Raw genomic sequence first — 18,202 nt, forward strand, 5'->3', positions numbered from 1 at the left:
GGGCAGTGCTGACCAGCCGGCTGCGTCAACCGGACGCGTCAGCTCGAGGCCCCGGCCGTCAGCCATGCCGAACATCCCGCCGGCGCGACCGACCCGCTGACGTACATCGCGCCGGCCGCAAATAGGCGCAGTTTTTGCGCGGTGGGGACGGCGGTCATGACCCAGACGGATCCTTGTGGATCCGACCAGACGATGCGTGCATCGGTTGCGGCCAGCGCCTGGAACATCGCGGCGGGGGACGCGCCCGGGCGCAGCGCGACCACCGTGGTGTCCGCGTCGGCACGCAAGGGAAAGAGGTTCAGCATCCCGCCCGCCAGCACCGCTGCCGCGAGCAGGCCGACGAGCGATTTGCCGGTGCGGCCCGTGGGCGGCGGGCGGCGATGATTGCGGGTCTTCCAGCCGGCCAGCAGCGGCGCCAGGCCAAATACGACAAACCAGGCGATGTCCCAGATCAGCGGCTGTTCCGCGTCCATCTTGATGCGATGAATGCCGGTGATCCAGTGCGAGAGCAGCGCATCGATGATGTGCCAGGAGCCGAAACCGATCCAGAAGTGGCCCCAGCGCGGGCGGATCGGCGTGCCCGGCGATGCGGCTGACCGGGCGCGGAACAATTCGATGAGCCCGGCGGCGGCGATGACGTACATGATGGCGTGAAAGACGCCATCGGCGGCGACCTGGGCGCCCAGCGACCCCAGCGGCCCGGCCCGCACGTTCGAGAGCAGATGGTGCCATTGCAAAATCTGATGCAGCAGGATGCCATCAAAGAAGCCGCCCATGGCGAAACCCAGCAAAAAGCTGGCTCGCCGCAGGCGGCGAGGGGCGGCAGGGTCATCGGGAGTGCGGACGAGTTCCATGGCAGTTTCCTTGAGTGGCGTCGCAAGCGCGCCGTCGGCGGCGCGGTCCGCATGTCCTGTTCCTGCATGCGCGCGCGGGAACGCACGCCCGGGCAGGCGTTCAGGCAGGGGCGGACACCGTGCGCAGGGCTTCCTGGCCGCCACGCCCATCATGTCCCGACTGCAGGTCCCACAGCGCGCGTAGCGGGCCGCGTGCGGCCAGCAGTTCGTCCAGCGGGCCGTTTTCCACGATGCGGCCCGCGTCCACCACCACAATCCGGTCGTAACGCGTCAGGGACGACAGGCGGTGCGCCACCGCCACGACGGTGCGGCTGCGCATCAATTCGGCCAGCGCCTCCTTGATGAGCTGCTCGGAGTAGCTGTCCAGCGCGGACGTGGCCTCGTCCAGCAGCAGGATCGGCGCATCCTTCAGGAAAGCGCGCGCGATGCCGATGCGCTGCCGCTCGCCGCCTGACAGCAACGCGCCGCGCTCGCCGACGATCGTGTCGTAGCCTTGCGGCAGCCGCTTGATGAACGGCTCGCAATGGGACTGGCGCGCGGCGGCGATCACTTCGTCCTCGGTTGCCTCGGGGCGGCCATAGCGGATGTTCTCCATGATGGAGCGGCGAAACAGACTGACGTCCTGCGGCACGACGGAGATCGCGGCCTTAAGGCTTTCCAGCGTCACGGCGCGTATGTCCTGGCCGCCGATCAGGATCCGCCCCTGCTGCGGCTCGTCGGCGCGCTGCAGAAGCGACAGCAGGGTCGACTTGCCCGCGCCGGACGCGCCGACCAGCCCCACCTTCAGCCCGGGCCGGATGGACAGCGTGATGCTGCGCAACGCGTGGCAGCCGTCCGGATAGGTGTAGTGGACCCCTTCGAAGGTGATGGCGCCGGCCGGATCGCGCAGCGGATGCGCGCCGCGTACGTCGGGCACTGAGTGCGGCCGTCCTACCAGGCGCAGCATTTCGGCAATGACCCCGAATTGCTGAGCGGTGCCCACCAGCGCCAGCGCCAGATCGCGCGAGCCGTGCAGGATTCGGAAGGTCAGCGCGCTGACCACCACCACATCGCCGGGACTGGCGCGGCCCGCCTCCCACGCCCGCAGCACCCAAAACAACATGGCGCCAGCCACGAGCCAGAGGCAGGCGTCATGGATGACGCGCGCCTTCTCGACGTACATCCAGCTTCTGCGCTGGGCGCGCGCCTCCTCGCCCAAAGCCTTTTCCAGCCGGGCGCGCTCGCGCGCCTGCGCGGAAAAGGCCTGCACGGCCCAGATATTGGAAATGGCGTCCACGATTTCGCCGCCCACGTGCGCGGCCTGCTCGCCGTACTGCTGATGCAGGCTGCGCCCGCGCGCGCCGAACGACACGATGCTGGCAGCCAGCACCAGCACGAAGCCCAGCAGCGCGGCCGCCATGCGCCAGTCCACGGTGCCCAGGACCACGACGGCGCCCAGGAAATCGACGCACGGCGGCACGATGCTCCAGACCATGGCGCCGTAGATGGCGCCGGCGGCGCTGGCGGTGGACGAGATGCGGTTAGCCAGCGCGCCCGAGTGATGCTGGCGGAAATAGCGGGTCGAATGGTGGCTCAGGTGTTCGAAGACTTCGACCCGCAGCGCCGCGCAGGCGGCGACGATGTTGCGGCAGCCTAGCCATCCGCCGCATCGCCACAGCGCGGCCTCGACCGCGATCAGCCCCAGGAACAGGCCAAGCGCCCACCATACCTGCACGGACGCGGAGGCGCCCAGCGCCAAGGCGTCCACAATGAGCTTCATGGCGTATTGCACCGTGACCGAGCACACCCCGGCCAGGACGACGATCATCGCCAGCAGGCCAAAGGCCCAGGGCCGCTGGCGGACGTATCGCCAGAGAAAGGCCGCAGGCTGCGACGGTAGGGCGGGCAGGTCGGGCATGTTCAATCTCCGTCGGCGCGGGGGGCGGGCGCCGCAAGCAGGCCGCTGGGGCCGAGTCCCGCGCGGGCCGCCTGCGCGCGAACCTCGATTTCGAGCGGGGCGTACACGCTGCGGCGGCCGTCGGCGGCAGGGGCGCTCAAAAGACCGGTTGGGCAGTGGCGGTCGTCCTCCCATCCGGGGTAGTCCGTCACGGGATACAGACAGATACCCGACACGTCGACGCCGCGTGCCCGCGCCGACGCGACCTGGTCCGCGACATACCGTATCCAGGGTGTGCGCGCCAGGCCCTCGGCGCCCGTCTCGGCAATGAAGAGCGGTTTGCCGTAACGGTGCGCGCAGCTTTGCAGGAGCTGGGCGAGCGGCGTGTAACGCGGGTCGTCCCACGGCAGCGGCGGGCCGCGGTGCAGCCACTGGTTGTGGGGGTAGTAGTTCAGGCCGACCACGTCCACATAGCGCGCGTCGCCGCCCAGATCCGCATGCGCGAGTCCGCACAGCATGTCCAGCGCCTCGAACTGCGCCTCGCTGGCGGCGGCAGCCTCACGGGCGTCGCCGGGAAGCGCCGGCTGGACGGCGATCAGCGGTTCCGCGCAGACCAGCCGGGCGGCGGGGTCGGCTTCAAGGATTGCGTCGCTGGCCTGAATCGCGGCTCGCGCCAATTGCCGCTTCAATTCAAGGCCGCGGCCCAGCGTGCACGGCCCGAAGTGCGCCCTGTCGCCGCCGGCCCAGCTCCAATAAGAGATTTCATTGATCGGGCAATACCAGGTTGGCATTCCAGTTTCTCCGGCGATCAGGCGGGCCGTGGCGGCGGCATAGCGGGCGAACGTCTCGGGAAAGGCGGACGACCAGATGTCCAGCCACGGCGGCCAGCCATAGTGGCAAAGGTCCCAGATCACCTCGACGCCGCTGTCGCGGGCCGCGCGCACCAGCGGCAGGACCGCGGACCAGTCGTACACGTTGGCGGCGGGACACACGAGATGCCAGCGCACCCCGTCGCGGGCCGTCCGCAGCCCCAGCGCGGCGATGGCGGCGTAGTCCTGCGCCGCCCACTTTGCGTGCCCCGTCGATTCGATGAGATCCAGCTGCCGCCCGTCTGGAAACCGGTGGCACGAACACTCGAACCCGGCCTGCAGGAAACTTCGGAAGCGCATGCCCGGACTCATTCGGCCATCATTGCGTTGCGCGGCTCCGATTGGCGGCTTGCCATTTGCTCATACGTAGCCAGGGCCTGCGCCACGACCTGGTCCATGTTGTAGTAGCGGTAGGTGGCCAGACGCCCAACGAAGTGCACGCCCTCACACGCGTCCGCCAGTTCCTGGTACCGGCGAAAGAGCGCGGCGTTCTCGGGCCGGGGAACGGGGTAGTACGGATCGCCCTGCGCGCTGGGGTATTCGTAGGTCACCGCCGTCTTGGGATGGCGCTGGCCCGTCAGGTGCTTGTACTCGGTGATGCGGGTGTAGGGAACGTCTTCGGCCGGGTAGTTGACCACGCCCACGGGCTGGTGCCACTCTTCGTCCAGCGTTTCGTGCCGGAACTTGAGCGACCGGTAAGGCAATGGGCCAAAGCAGTAGCCGAAGTACTCGTCGATCGGGCCGGTATAGACCAGCTCGTCGTACTGGAAGGCGGACCTGGCCTCCTCGAAATCCATGCCCAGCGCCAGCGAGATGTTCGAATGGTCCAGCATGCGCTCGAACATGCGCGTGTAGCCCATGAGCGGCATGCATTGGTGCCGGTCGGTGAAGTAGCGGTCGTCTCGCGACAGCCGTGTTGGCACGCGCGCCGCCACGGACCGATCCAGCTGCGAGGGATCCAGGCCCCATTGCTTGCGCGTGTAGCCGCGAAAGAATTTCTCGTACAGGACGCGTCCGATCTGCGAGACCACGTAGTCCTCGGCGCTGGAGACGACCGACGCCGGTTCGGCCACCGTCTGCAGGAACTGCTCGGCCTGGGCCGCGGTAAAGCTGCGGCCGTTCAAGCGCTCGAGCGTGGTGAGGTTGATCGGCATCGGCACCAGCATCCCGTCGGCGCGCGCCAGCACCCGGTGTTCATAGGGACGCCACTGCGTGAACTGTGACAGGTATTGCAGAACCTTGTCCGAGTTCGTGTGAAAGATATGAGGCCCGTAACGGTGCACGAGCAGTCCCGACTCGTTATGGAAGTCGTACGCGTTGCCGGCAATGTGCGGGCGCCGGTCCACCACCATGACACGTTTGCCGCTGCCACGAGCCAGGCGCTCGGCCAGCACGCTGCCGGCATACCCCGCTCCCACGATCAAAAAGTCGTAACGCTGGGAAGGCATCTTGCGTGCCATGCGAACGGCGCTTGGCCCCGCGGGACCTTGTCGCAGACCGCGCGGGGAGCTGGTCCAGGCGCGATTCATCGCGTCGCAGATGCCTTCCCAGCTGCGTTCCCACGACATGCCTTCCAGCGCGCGGTCGGCGTGCTGGGCGACCGTGTCCGGCGTGGCCGAAGACGCGAGCGCGCGCGAGATGGCCTGCGCAAAGTCCGCCGCGTTGGCGGCGATCTGCACGATGGGGCAGCCGCCATAGGCGCGCACCACGTCCGCGATTGGCGTGGACACGACGGGCCTGCCGGCCGCCAGGTATTCCGGCGTCTTGGTGGGACTGATGTAGCGCGTCGATTCGTTCATGGCGAACGGCATCAAGGCGACGTCCCATCCCGCCAGATAACCGGGAAGCTGGTCATACCCCCGCGCGCCGAGATAGTGGATGTTGGGCGCCTGCGGCAGCGTTGCCGGATCGATCTTGACGACCGGGCCGATCAGCACGAACTGCCAATCGGGCCGCAGCCCGGCAACTGTCGCGAGCAGACCGGTATCGAAGCGCTCGTCCAGCACGCCGTAAAAGCCCAGGCGCGGCGTCGGGATTGCGAGCAGATCGGACGGGATGCTGACCGAGGCCCGGGCCCGCGCGAAATGGTCCCGGTCCACGCTGCTGGGGACGGCATGCACGTTGGGGTGCAGGCGGCGCTTGGCTTCGTACAGACTGTGGCCGCCTGTGAAGACGACGTCGGCACGCGCGAGCAACTGATGTTCCAGTCCAACCAGGTCTGGCGGCGCTCCACGAAACGCGGACAGCTCGTCCATGCAGTCGTACACGACGAGCCCGGCCTCGATGTCTTCGGTAAAGGGCAGACTCATCGGCGTGTAGTACCACAGGACCGGCGCGTTGAGCCCGTGTTCATGCAAGAGGTCGCTTAACAGGCGGCGCTGGTCTTGCACCGCCTGTTCCCGCGCGACATGCGGCGTGATCACGGTGACGCCGTCCACGTGGCTGGACTCGAGCCAGCCGTGTTGTGCCGCGTCTTCCCAGACGGGCTCTTCGATATAGAAGACGGCGTGGCCACGCGCAAAGCGCGTCATCAGATGCTGCGGCCGCTGGTGCACGAAGTTCCAGCGCAAATGGGAAAAGCACAATATCGCAGGGCGCTCGCGCGTCAGCCATCCATTCGCTGCGGGTGATTGCGGCGAAGCGGAAGCGTGAGCGTGAGGCGCGCCGCCAATCGAGGCATCGACGGTACGCATGGAAACTCCAGAAAGGAAGCGGGGTGGTGATGATGGGAGCGGCTGGCGCCGAAGGGGCCACCGAAGCGTGTGCAACGTCGTCGCAAGCTACGTGCCGAAGCCCTGGGCTGCCGGGGACGGCACGTGATGCCCGGCACCCCACGCGTGGCCGCGCGGCGCGTGGGGTGTCTTGGATATTTTTTGACCGACGTTGCAAGTTCTGCGTTCATCCGCGTGCCGCGGTCACGCTCCGATGGACTTCACGAGGCGACGCGGCGGCATGGCAGTTGCTGCGCCAGGCCTGATCGCGTGTTGCGGTCACGTCAAAGGAGATTCCAATGAAAGCACTTTGCTGGCACGGCAAACACGACATCCGCTACGACACGGTGCCCGATCCGATCCTGGAGCATCCGCGCGACGCGATCATCAAGGTGAGCGCGTGCGCGATATGCGGATCGGACCTGCATCTGTTCGACGGGTTCATGCCCGGCATGAAGTCCGGGGACGTCATGGGTCACGAGTTCATGGGTGAAGTCGTGGACGTCGGCGCCCAGGCGCAGAACCTGAAGGTGGGGGACCGGGTCGTGATTCCGTTCACCATCACCTGCGGCGAATGCGACCAATGCAAGAAGGGCAACTTTTCAGTCTGCGAGCGCACGAACCGCAACGCGGACCAGGCGGCCAAGATGTTCGGGCATACGACGGCGGGGCTGTTCGGCTACACCCATCTGACCGGCGGCTATGCCGGCGGCCAGGCGGAATACGTGCGCGTGCCGTTTGCCGATTCGACCCATGTGCAGGTGCCCGACGAGCTGTCGGATGAACAGGTTCTTTTCCTGGGCGACATCCTGCCCACCGGTTGGCAGGCGGCCAAGCAGTGCGACATCGAATCGACCGACACCGTCGCCGTGTGGGGCGGCGGACCCGTGGGCCAGATGGCGATCCAGAGCGCGATCCTGTTGGGCGCGCGCCAGGTGATCTGCATCGAATCCGTGCCGGAGCGGCTGAAGATGGCGCGCGATTGCGGCGCGATCACGATCAACTTTCAGGACGAGGATGTGGTGGAGCGGCTAAAGGAGCTGACCCACGGCAAGGGCCCGGAGAAGTGCATCGACGCGGTCGGGATGGAGTCGCACGCCAGCAGTTCGATGGAGCACCTTTACGACCGGATGAAGCAGGCAGTGGGCGCCGAGACCGACCGGCCGCACGTGCTGCGCGAGATGATGTATGTGTGCCGGCCCGCCGGCATCCTGTCGGTCCCCGGCGTCTACGGGGGAATGATCGACAAGATTCCGTTTGGCGCGTCGATGAACAAGGGACTGACGTGGCGCATGGGCCAGACTCACGTGCGGCGCTGGACGGACGAGCTGCTCGACCTGATTGTGCAGGGCAGGATCGATCCGTCGTTTGTCATCACGCACCGCGCAAAGCTTGAGGCCGGACCCGATATGTACAAGACCTTCCGCGACAAGGAGGATCGGTGCATCAAGGTGGTGCTCACGCCTTGACGCCTGGCGCGCGTCAGGCCCCGGCCTGGGATGGGGTCTGTTGCGCGGCAGGCTGCACGGTGTCGCACAGGGCATCCAATTCCCGCGTGACCTCGTGCCAGGACCAGCGGATCAGATCCACCGCCACCCGTTCGTCACACGTGAAGCCGCCGCCGCTGGCGGCTTCCTGCACCACGGCGTCCAGCTGAGCAAATTGTTGACTGGTGCAGCACAGGGGCGCGTCGGCGCCCCGTTCGCGAATGGCGCGCGCCAGGCCGTCGATCTGCCTTTGCGCCGCCTGCGCAACCGCATGCAGGGCAGGGCCCAGACGGCGTGAGACGTTCTCGGTGACTTGCACGCCGCCCACGCGCTCCATCAGCGGGACGGTAAGCCATAGCTCCTCGATCCGCTCCTGCAATCGCTGCGCCTGGGTGTCGCGGCCCACAAAGTCGATGGGCAGCGATCGGGACTGGCGTGCCATGTCGATCGCCCGCCAGTGCGCGCGTTCCAGGGCGGGCTTGTCGCGCGGCCGCGGGCGTTCTCGGCCTTCGTTCAGGGCGGCGGCCCATTCGACCAGCAATTCCCCGTACAGCTGCAACGAGGCGGCAAGGTTGTAGCGCATGCTGTGACGGGCCGACAGCGGCAGCACGGCAAAGGCGGCCAGGATGCCGGCGGCCGAGCCCACGACGATCGCAAGTGTCTTGTTGACGGCGCCTGCAACGAGGTCGGCGTCCGGGGTCACGGTCAGGATGGTCGCCGTGACGAGACTGTAGTTCAAGGAGGGCCAGCGTAACGTCAGGCAAGCGGCGGCACCTACGCCGACCACGATGCTCCATGGCGCCGGCAGGCCGGTGACCGAGGCAAGTGGCACAAGCGCAATGCCCAGCGCCACGCCGATCATTGCGCCCAGGATGCGGGCGGCTGCTTCGCCGACCGTGCCCTCCACCGTGGCCCGCACCACAAATAGCGCGGAAAAGGCGCCCCATGCCAGATCCGGCATCTGCTGCCACCGCATCCAGCCATAGGCCAGCAAGACGGCGGTAATGGTTTGCAGGGGTAGGCGGACATTGTCTTGTCCGATCGCGTCGCGATAGGCGGCGGCGCGTTTAAGAAATTGGGCGTAAAGAGGAAACATCTGAGCTTGGCCGCCCGCGCGCCAATCAGGCGTCTGCGTCGGCGGGAAAGGGAAGGTACATGGCGATGCGATGGCCCAGGAAACCGCGAAGCGTGTGCGCGGTCTCCTGGGCCTTCCGGTCAGGTATGGTCAGGACTCGGATTTCTTGGGGCGTCCGTACGGATCCTTGCCCGCGGGCGCCTGGGACCCGCCGGCGGGATACCCCGAATTGGTGTCGGGGTTCTGATTGACGTCCCCCGTGGGCGGGCCGTCCTCGGTCGGTTGACCCGTGTAGCCGGTCTCTGCGCGATCCACGTGAGGCGACGGCGGCGGATTGGGCGGTGGGGCGGCTTTCGAATCGGTCATGGGGTAGGTTCCTTTGTAAAGATGGGAGCGCGTGCCCGCGCGGTCAACCCAGGTTGTGATACTTGCGTCCAATTTCCATCGTGGCACGATAGAAGCCTTCCTTGCTGCCGCAGTCGTAGCGCACGCCCTCGTATTCGAAGCCGAAGACGTTTCGGGCCTTGAGCAGGGCGGCGATGCCGTCGGTCAGCTGGATTTCTCCACCCACGCCCGCCTGGGTGCTCTCCAGCAGCGCGAAAATTTCGGGCTCCAGGATGTAGCGCCCGACGACCGCCAGGTCGGTCGGCGCATCCTCGGGCTTGGGCTTTTCCACGATGCCCGTCAGGCTCATCACGCCGTGCGCCTTGCGGCTGCCGGAGACGATCCCGTACTGGTGGGTGTTGGCTTTGGGCACCTGCTGGATCGCGAGGACGCTGCCGTCGAACTCCCGGGCTACCTTCGCCATTTCGCCGATGACGGGGGCATCCGCGTCTATCATGTCGTCCGCCAGCAGCACGGCAAACGGTTCGTTGCCTACAATGGGCGCCGCGCAGAGCACCGCATGGCCCAGCCCCAGGGCAGCCGGCTGGCGGGTGTACACGCATTTGACGTTGTCCGGAATGACGTTGCGGACGGTTTCCAGCAGGGCGTTCTTGTTTTTCGCTTCCAGGTCGTATTCCAGTTCCGGCACGCGGTCGAAATGATCCTCGATGGCGCGCTTGTTTCGGCCGGTGACGAAAATCAGTTCCGTGATGCCTGCGGCGACCGCTTCCTCGACGGCATACTGGATCAGCGGCCGGTCGACGATGGGAAGCATCTCCTTGGGCATGGCCTTGGTGGCGGGAAGAAACCGCGTGCCGAGGCCCGCGACGGGAAATACAGCTTTACGAATGGGTTGCATTGCTAAGGCCCTCTATGCCCGGACGGCGCCAGGGATGGGCCGCCCACTGATCGCTGTTACAGCAAATTTTGTGCCTGCCGGGCGGCGGCTGTAACAGAGTTTTCGGGATGGCACGCCGTTTGCTGACGGGGGCTTGAGCATGAATAGACACGCAGGTGGGGACATTGCATGACTTCTTTACCGGATTTTCCGTCCGAGGATCGCTATCGTCTGCTGGTAGGGGCAGTACGGGATTACGCCATCTACCTTTTGGACGCCAATGGCCGCGTCAGCAGCTGGAATCCGGGCGCTGAACGTTTCAAGGGCTATGGCGCGGACGAGATCATCGGGCAGCACTTCTCCGTTTTTTACACGCCGGAGGACCGGAATGCCGGCGTGCCGGGGCGCGCGCTGGAGACGGCACGGCGAGAGGGGCGCTTCGAGGCCGAGGGCTGGCGTGTGCGCAAGGACGGCAGCAGGTTCTGGTGCAGCGTGGTGATCGACCCGGTCGTTGACGATCGCGGCGAACTGGTCGGCTTCGCGAAGATCACGCGCGACATCACCGAGCAGAAAGAGCGGAACGAGCAACTGCAGGAAGCCCGCGATTCGATGCACCATGCCCAGCGCAACGAGGCCATTGGCCGGCTGACGGGTGGCGTGGCGCATGACTTCAACAATTTCCTGACGGCGATCCGGTTCTCCGCGGAATTCATCAAGCGCTATCCCGACCTGCCTGCTTCGCTGATGCGTTATGTGGGCATCATCATCGACACGACGGAAAAAGCGGCCCAGCTTACCCGGCAGTTGCTTGCCTACGCCAAGCGGCAGCCGCTGCAGCCGCACGCGTTCGACGTGCGCGATAGCCTTGCTTCGATGCGGCAGCTCTTCGAAACCACGGTGGGGTCGTCCGTGGCGGTCAGCTACGAGTTCGGGCCGGGCGACTGTACGATCTTCGCCGATCCCACCCAGCTTGAGTCGGCGCTGCTCAACCTGGTCATCAACGCGCGCGACGCGATGCCCTCGGGCGGCCAATTGAGGATATCGGCCCAGATCGTGCCCGACACTGCGACGCTTGGCGGCTTGGCGAGGCTCAATGGGCCGCAGGTGGCGCTGTCGGTGCAGGATTCCGGCAGCGGGATTGAGCCGGAGGTGCTGGCGCATGTCTTCGAACCCTTCTTCACGACCAAGGGCCAGCATGAGAACTCCGGCTTGGGGTTGAGCCAGGTGCAAGGCTTTGTCCGGCAATCGGGCGGCGACGTTACGGTGGACAGCACGGTGGGCACGGGCACGACGTTCACGCTGTACCTGCCAGCCGCGAAGGCGTCGGGCGCCACGGCCGAATCGCCCGTCTCCGTTGAGCTGGCCAACGTGCCGGTGCGCCGCGAGGTGCTGCTGGTGGAAGACAACCGCATGGTCGGTGAAGTGGTATCGGCATGGCTGGAAGAGCTGGGTCAACAGCTCACCTGGACCGTTGACGCCGAAAAGGCTCTGAAGGAACTTGAACAGCGCGACGGCAGGTTCGATCTGGCCATTCTTGATCTGGTGCTGCCCGGCATGAACGGCATGGATCTGGCCTATCGGATCCGGGAGCGCTGGCCCGGCATCCGGATCGTGCTGGCCAGCGGTTACAGCGAGGCGATGGCAGGGCCCCGGGCGCTGGGCTTTCCGGTCATGCAGAAGCCTTATTCCGTTGAAGCCCTGATGCAGGTGCTGACCGAGGACGCGCATACGATGCCCTGAGCGCCGGGTGCTTCACGGGACCGGCGCTATACCCGGCGAAACCGGTTGTGCGTCCGACGTTTGATGACGCTGATGTCGCCATCCGGTTCGATATACGCCCGGCGCACCTCAGATAGTTCAAGCACCCCTTTGAGCCGAAGCTGGCTCATGAGCTCATCTTCGGTCAGGTATTCACGCCGGAGCGCCCGTTTGGCGATCACGCCGTCCCGCACCAGACACACGCGATCCGACTCCAGCAGGCGGCCCAGCGGCTTGCAAAAATAACTGACGCGGTCAACCAACACTGTCCAGCCGAGAATCGTGGAAATCAGCACCATCCCATCCAGGATGGATTTGTATTCACCGGCCATCGCATTTTGCGCGGCATCGGCAATCAGCACCAGCACCAGCATGTCGGCCACACCCAGCGAACCGACATCGCGTCGCCCGGCAAGCCGGAGCAGCAGGAAGATGAACCAATAAACGATTGTCCCGCGGATGAAGATTTCCAGCGGGGCCACGGAAAACGAAAACATCGTCGACCAATCCGGGTCCATTGCGGCGCCTCCTTCAAGCAAAACGCAATCCCTGGACAAGGCGAGCAAGTTGTGTGCCTGCGCGGCCGCAGCCCAGGGGCGGGCAAACCGCTGGGCACACGGTTTGCTGCGAGGATCCGCCAGAAGCTGAAAGGAGTGAATATGCAATCCGAGAACTCGTCCTTGCGGGCGCAAGACGTCATTGCGCGCGAACTGGGCGTCACCAAGGACTTTGACGCGGCGGCAGAACTGGAAGCGCGGATCGCATTCCTGGCCGACTACCTGACTCGCGCCGGGCGCGCGGGCTATGTGCTGGGCATCAGCGGCGGGGTGGACTCCACGGTGGCCGCTCGAATGGCGCAGCTTGCCGTCGAACGTGTGCGATCCCAAGGCAGGCCGGCCACGTTTATCGCGGTACGCCTTCCCTATGGCGAACAGCGCGACGAGGAAGATGCGGCGCAGGCGCTGGACTTCATCGCGCCGGACCGCCGCATGCGCATCGACATCAAGCCGGCGGTGGACGCGCAGCGCGAGGCGCTTCGCGCAGCGGGCGTGGCCTACGCGGACGAGGCGGCCGAGGACTTCGGCGCGGGCAACATCAAGGCGCGGCAGCGCATGATCGCCCAGTACGCAATAGCCGGCGCGCTGGATTGCCTGGTCATCGGCACGGACCAGGCGGCCGAGGCGTTGATGGGTTTCTTCACAAAGCATGGTGACGGCGCGGCGGATGTGCTGCCGCTTCGTGGACTGACCAAGCGGCGGGTACGGGCGTTGGGAACGCAGTTGGGGGCGCCGGAGCGTCTGGTGATGAAGGTGCCCACGGCCGACCTGGAATCGTTGCGGCCGTTGCGCCCGGATGAGGACGCGTACGGTGTCACGTATGCCCAGATCGATGGATATCTGGAAGGCGAGGCGATTGCGCCGGACGCCGTGGCGGTGATCGAGCGGCAGTTCAACGCCACCGCGCACAAGCGTGCGCTGCCGCCGGGGCCTGCATCGTGACGTGAAGCCGCCGCGCTTTTCGCGACCTGTATCATTGCCGATACCCTTCAGCCCGTCACCCCAGGCAAAAAATGTCCGATTCGCCGTCCGTTCCGAACAACAAGCCCGGCGTCGTCCGTAGTGACCTCAGCTTTCCTGTGGTCGGCCTGGGCGCCTCAGCCGGGGGGATCGACGCGCTTAAAACATTTTTTTCGCATATGCCGGCCAAGCCCGGCATGGCCTTCGTCGTGGTGGTGCACCTGTCCGCGGATCACGAAAGCGTCCTTGACAGGATTTTGCAGTCCAGCACCGTCATCCCGGTCGCGCAGGTCACCAAGCCGGTCCCGATCCAGCGTGATCACATCTATGTGATACCCCCGGGCGCGACGCTGGCGATGAACGACGGGTATCTGCGCGTGACCGCCGCCACGCCCAGACCGGAAGGCCGCCACATCGCCATCGACACGTTTTTCCGGACGTTGGCCGACGTGCACACAACGCGCGCCGTCGGCATCGTCCTGTCCGGCGGCGGATCGGACGGGTCGGTGGGCCTTGCCCGTATCAAGGAACAGGGCGGCGTGACGTTCGCGCAGTCGCCCCAGGACGCCGAACACGACACCATGCCGCGAAGCGCGATCGCAACGGGCGCGGTGGACATCGTGCTGCCGGTGTCGATCATGCCGGATCGCCTCAGGAAAATCGCGGAGAACATGGGCAGCATCCACCTGCCGCCGCTGACCGAGGAGGAAGCCGCGGGCGCGGCCGACGCCGAGCAGGCGGTGGATGAGTCCAAGCACGATCGCAACACGTTGCGCGAGATCCTTGCCTTGCTGCGCGCCCGCACGGCGCACGACTTTCGTCACTACAAGAAAGCGACGGTGCTGCGCCGGATCGAGCGCCGCATGCAGATCACGGGCACCGCCACCCTGGCGGACTATGGAAAGCTGCTTCAGGAACGCAGCGACGAAACCCCCAAGCTGCTGTCCGACATGCTGATCGGCGTGACGCAGTTCTTCCGTGACCGGGACGCCTTCGCCAATCTGGATGAATTTGTGCTGCCCAAGCTGTTCAAGGCACTCAGCCATGCGCCGGATTCCGCGTTGCGCGCATGGGTGGCGGGTTGTTCGACGGGCGAAGAGGCGTATTCGCTCGCCATGTTGATGAGCGCGCGGGCTGCGGCGATGCCTCAGCCGCCCAGGATCCAGATCTTTGCCACCGACATCGACGAATCGGCGCTGACGGTGGGCCGGGCGGCGGCCTATCCCATGGCGATCAAGGCCGATGTGCCCGAGGCAATGCTGCAAAGCTTCTTCAGCCGCAAGGACGACGAATACCGCATCAAGAAAGACGTGCGCGAGCGTGTTCTGTTTGCCGTGCACAACATCCTGCGCGACCCGCCTTTTTCGCGGCTGGATCTGGTCAGCTGCCGCAATCTGCTGATCTACCTGGATCGCGAGGTGCAACGCGATGTGCTGCGCATGTTCCATTTTGCGCTTAAGCCGGGCGGCTTCCTTTTTCTGGGCAGCTCCGAATCGGCCGATGCGTGCCCGCAGCTGTTCCAAGTGGTAGACAAGCGCTATCGCATCTACGCCGCGCGCGAAACCCCGGCGCAGCTGAGCGGCATGCCCGAACTGACGGACGGCGGTTTCAGTCACGTGCGGCCCATCCACGCCTCCACCGCGCCGGTGCGTGAGACCAAGGTGTCGTACGCCGCGGTGCACCAGCGCGCGCTTGAAATGTACGCGCCACCCAGCGTCATCGTCGATGCCAACAGCGACATCGTGCATATCTCGGACCGCGCAGGCCGTTTCCTGCGCCATCCGGGCGGCGAGCCTTCCCGGAATCTCCCGGCGTCGGTGCATCCCGAACTTCGCACCGAACTGCGCACGGCAATGTTCCAGGCGCTGCACTCGCGCAAGAGCGTTGAGGCGCGGCGGGTCAAGATGACCTTTGGCGACCGCCAGGCCTACATCAACATGGTGGTGCGGCCGTTCCGGCACGAGGAGTCCGCCAGCGACTACATGCTGGTGCTGTTCGACGAGGTCGAAGACGTCATGAGCGCCGATGGCAGCCAGGGCCCGACGAGCGGCTCTGCCGCCGTGCTGACGCAGCTGGAGGCAGAGCTGCAGCGCACCAAGGATCAGTTGCAGGCCACTATCGAGCAGGCCGAGACCTCGACGGAGGAACTGAAGGCCTCCAACGAGGAACTGCAGGCCATCAACGAAGAGCTGCGTTCGACCACCGAAGAGCTGGAAACCGGCAAGGAAGAACTGCAGTCCGTCAACGAAGAGCTTATTACCGTCAATGCGGAACTCAAGACCAAGGTCGACGAAACCGCCAAGATCAATGACGACCTGCAGAACCTGATCGCGTCCACGGACATCGCCACGGTGTTCGTGGATCGCATGATGCGCATTCAGTGGTTCACGCCGCGCGCCTCCGATATCTTCAATGTGATTCCCAGCGACGCTGGCCGTTCGGTGCTGGACATCACGCATCGGCTGGAATATCCGGACCTGGCCAAGGATGCCGCGGGCGTGTTCGAATCGCTGCGGCCGCTTGAGCGCGAGGTGCGCAGCGCCACCGACCGTTGGTATCTGGCGCGGCTGCTGCCCTACCGCAGTGCCGAACACCGCATCGAAGGCGCGGTCCTGACGTTCATCGACATCACCGACCGGCGCAAGGCGGAAGACCGGGTTCGTCTGGGCGAAGCCCACCTGAAGCTGATGACGGAAAGCGCGCGCGACTTCGGCATCATGACGCTGGATAACCAGGGCATCATCACCAACTGGAACATCGGCGCCGAGCTGATGTTTGGATACACCAGCGCCGAAGCCGAAGGCAAGTCGATATCCATCATCTTCACCGACGAGGACATTGCCGCCGGCCGGCCGGAATACGAACTCGATCGTGCCCGGCAGATCGGTTACGCGCCGGACGAGCGGTGGCACAAGCGCAAGGATGGCAGCCTGGTGTACTGCACCGGGGGCGTGAACCGCATGGACGACCCGGTCTACCAAGGGTTCGCGAAGATCGTGCGCGACGTGACGGAATTGAAGCTGCGCGATGCCGAGCAGGAATCGCGGCTGGATCGCGCGCGTGCCGACAGCATGCTCAAGGACGAATTCTTCGCGGTCGTGTCGCACGAACTCAAGCACCCGCTCAATCTGATTCAGCTCAATGCCGAGCTGCTGGCCCGCGCGCCAGCCGTGCGCAACCTGGCGCCGGCAGCGCGCGCCATCGATCTGATCCAGCGGTCGGTCAGGGGCCAGGCCCGCATCATCGACGACCTGCTGGACCTGTCGCGCGTGCGCACCGGAAAGCTGGCGCTGAACAAATCGATCATCGACGTCGCGGCCATCGCGAAAAATATCCTCGATGTGCTCAGGCCCGCCGCCGCCGCCGCCGGCGTCGACCTGCGCGCGGACTTCGATCCCGCCCTGGCGATCTACCTGGATGCCGACCCGGTTCGCATCGAGCAGGTGATCTGGAATCTGCTGAACAACGGGATCAAGTTCACGCCGGAAGGCGGGCGGGTCGCGCTCAAGCTCGCTGTTGAAGACAACCGTTTGAGGCTGGACGTGGCCGATACGGGCCAAGGCATCGACCCGATGTTTGTCGGCCGGGTCTTCGACATGTTCAGCCAGGGTGACATGCGTCAGAAGGCCGGCACCAGCCCCGGGCTGGGTATCGGACTGGCGGTCGTCAGCGAACTCGTCGGCGCCCATGGAGGCACGATCGAGGTGCACTCGGACGGTCGGGGCGCCGGCGCGCGGTTCACGGTTTGGCTGGACCTGGCCGGGGCGCGCGAAGAACAGGACGCGCCCCAAACCAATGGCGACATGCCGCTCGACGGGTTGAATGTCCTGCTGGTCGACGATTCCGAGGACGTCCTGCAGGTCATGCGCGAACTGCTGGATCTGGAAGGGGCCATCGTGACGGCCGTCTCCAGCGGCCGCGAGGCCTTGGAACGGCTGGATCAGTCCCCGTTCGATCTGCTGCTGTCGGACATCGGCATGCCCGACATGGATGGCTATGCGCTGATGCGGGCCATCCGCGAGCGGGAGGACGGCGTCGATCTGCCGTCCATCGCGCTTACCGGGTTTGGCGCCAAGGAAGACATGCGAGAGGCCGTCAGCGCCGGCTTCTCGGCGCACATCAGCAAGCCCGTGTCGTTGGACGATCTGCTAGAAGTCGTGCGCAAGATTCGTCCCCGCAGTTGAATGTCGCCGGCGGCCGCGCGCAGCGGCCGCCGCACCCCCTCCGCCGCGAAGTTTCAATTAGTGCCAATTTTCCGCTTCTGGAAATAATTAACCTGCATTGCCGTAAAGCGTGATGGCGCCTCTTTTGGGTTGCGCGCAAAGCATGCTGCGAAAATTCGCATATTTGCGACCACCAATCCGGACACGCATGCGCCAAGGTTTCGATGCAAGGCGTGAAAAATGCTGCCATGCGGGCGATTGACACCATCGAGAAAAGCTTGCGCTCAGCGTCGCCGCTACTTAAGCTGTCCCGAAACGCCGCGCCCCAGCACGTGACGTGCCAGCGTCGGCAAGCGGATCGCAGCGCCTTTCCGCCGAATGACCACGCAACACTTTGTCAGCCAGTTTCCCTTGTCCCGGACATAAAGGATCCTTGTGCGAAAGTCGATGGTCTTGTTGGTATCACGATGCGGCCGGCGCACGCCCGGCACGCATCGGCCTTGCCCAGTTGGGCAGGTTCTTCCTGGATCGGTTGTTTCCCGATCGGGCCCTCCTCCCTTTTCCGGCGCGTTATTCCCTTTGCGCCGCGTCGCGCCCGTAATCCACAATAAATACGCTGAACCGGCGCACCCGCCGCGCCATTGAGCTGTCCGAGCTGGGCCCTTTCCAC

Annotated in this window: 12 protein-coding genes; 4 read left to right on the forward strand and 8 right to left on the reverse strand. The window is 65.5% G+C overall.

Features of this window, described 5'->3' with window-relative positions; all coding sequences use genetic code 11:
* Positions 1-38: 38 nt before the first annotated feature.
* The 4 genes from ASD87_RS15655 to glf form a co-directional block, all read right to left on the reverse strand.
* Positions 39-854: a DUF2243 domain-containing protein gene (locus ASD87_RS15655; RefSeq protein ID WP_056323317.1), complete on the reverse strand. Its 816-nt coding sequence runs from the start codon at positions 852-854 to the stop codon at positions 39-41.
* 100 nt (positions 855-954) lie between these two features.
* Positions 955-2,751, reverse strand: coding sequence for an ABC transporter ATP-binding protein (locus ASD87_RS15660; RefSeq protein ID WP_056323320.1), 1,797 nt, complete (start codon positions 2,749-2,751; stop codon positions 955-957).
* A 2-nt stretch (positions 2,752-2,753) separates the two neighbouring features.
* Positions 2,754-3,899, reverse strand: a complete 1,146-nt coding sequence (locus ASD87_RS15665; protein WP_156403434.1) for a beta-glucosidase — start codon at positions 3,897-3,899, stop codon at positions 2,754-2,756.
* A gap of 8 nt (positions 3,900-3,907) precedes the next feature.
* The gene (glf, locus tag ASD87_RS27605) at positions 3,908-6,292 is read right to left on the reverse strand and encodes a UDP-galactopyranose mutase (protein WP_056323325.1); all 2,385 of its coding nucleotides are present in this window, start codon (positions 6,290-6,292) and stop codon (positions 3,908-3,910) included.
* A 317-nt stretch (positions 6,293-6,609) separates the two neighbouring features.
* Here glf and ASD87_RS15675 point away from each other — a divergent pair, with 317 nt between their 5' ends.
* Positions 6,610-7,779: a zinc-dependent alcohol dehydrogenase gene (locus ASD87_RS15675; protein ID WP_056323327.1), complete on the forward strand. Its 1,170-nt coding sequence runs from the start codon at positions 6,610-6,612 to the stop codon at positions 7,777-7,779.
* 13 nt (positions 7,780-7,792) lie between these two features.
* On the opposite strand, the gene ASD87_RS15680 is transcribed toward ASD87_RS15675, so the two are convergent.
* The 3 genes from ASD87_RS15680 to galU all read right to left on the reverse strand — a co-directional run bounded on the left by ASD87_RS15680 (position 7,793) and on the right by galU (position 10,115).
* Positions 7,793-8,893 (reverse strand): aromatic acid exporter family protein, encoded by a 1,101-nt coding sequence (locus ASD87_RS15680; protein ID WP_235512720.1) that lies wholly within the window; start codon positions 8,891-8,893, stop codon positions 7,793-7,795.
* A gap of 129 nt (positions 8,894-9,022) precedes the next feature.
* Positions 9,023-9,238, reverse strand: a complete 216-nt coding sequence (locus ASD87_RS15685) for a hypothetical protein (protein WP_056323330.1) — start codon at positions 9,236-9,238, stop codon at positions 9,023-9,025.
* Between the two features lie 43 nt (positions 9,239-9,281).
* Positions 9,282-10,115 carry a UTP--glucose-1-phosphate uridylyltransferase GalU gene (gene galU / locus ASD87_RS15690; protein ID WP_056323333.1) on the reverse strand — a complete coding sequence of 278 codons (834 nt, stop codon included), beginning with the start codon at positions 10,113-10,115 and terminating at the stop codon, positions 9,282-9,284.
* A gap of 168 nt (positions 10,116-10,283) precedes the next feature.
* Here galU and ASD87_RS15695 point away from each other — a divergent pair, with 168 nt between their 5' ends.
* On the forward strand, positions 10,284-11,834 hold the full coding sequence (locus ASD87_RS15695) for a PAS domain-containing sensor histidine kinase (RefSeq protein WP_056323337.1): 1,551 nt from the start codon (positions 10,284-10,286) through the stop codon (positions 11,832-11,834).
* Between the two features lie 26 nt (positions 11,835-11,860).
* Here the strand turns inward: ASD87_RS15695 and ASD87_RS15700 are convergent, their stop codons facing one another.
* Positions 11,861-12,370, reverse strand: a complete 510-nt coding sequence (locus ASD87_RS15700) for a DUF421 domain-containing protein (RefSeq protein ID WP_056323340.1) — start codon at positions 12,368-12,370, stop codon at positions 11,861-11,863.
* A gap of 141 nt (positions 12,371-12,511) precedes the next feature.
* On the opposite strand from ASD87_RS15700, the gene nadE reads away from it, so the two are divergent.
* Together nadE and ASD87_RS15710 are read left to right on the forward strand one after the other, a co-directional pair.
* Positions 12,512-13,351, forward strand: coding sequence for an ammonia-dependent NAD(+) synthetase (gene nadE / locus ASD87_RS15705; protein ID WP_056323343.1), 840 nt, complete (start codon positions 12,512-12,514; stop codon positions 13,349-13,351).
* Positions 13,352-13,422: 71 nt separating this feature from the next.
* Positions 13,423-17,553: a CheR family methyltransferase gene (locus tag ASD87_RS15710; RefSeq protein WP_056323345.1), complete on the forward strand. Its 4,131-nt coding sequence runs from the start codon at positions 13,423-13,425 to the stop codon at positions 17,551-17,553.
* Positions 17,554-18,202: the final 649 nt, after the last annotated feature.

This window comes from Achromobacter sp. Root170 (assembly GCF_001428165.1).
GTDB classification, from domain to species: Bacteria; Pseudomonadota; Gammaproteobacteria; order Burkholderiales; family Burkholderiaceae_B; genus Achromobacter; species Achromobacter mucicolens.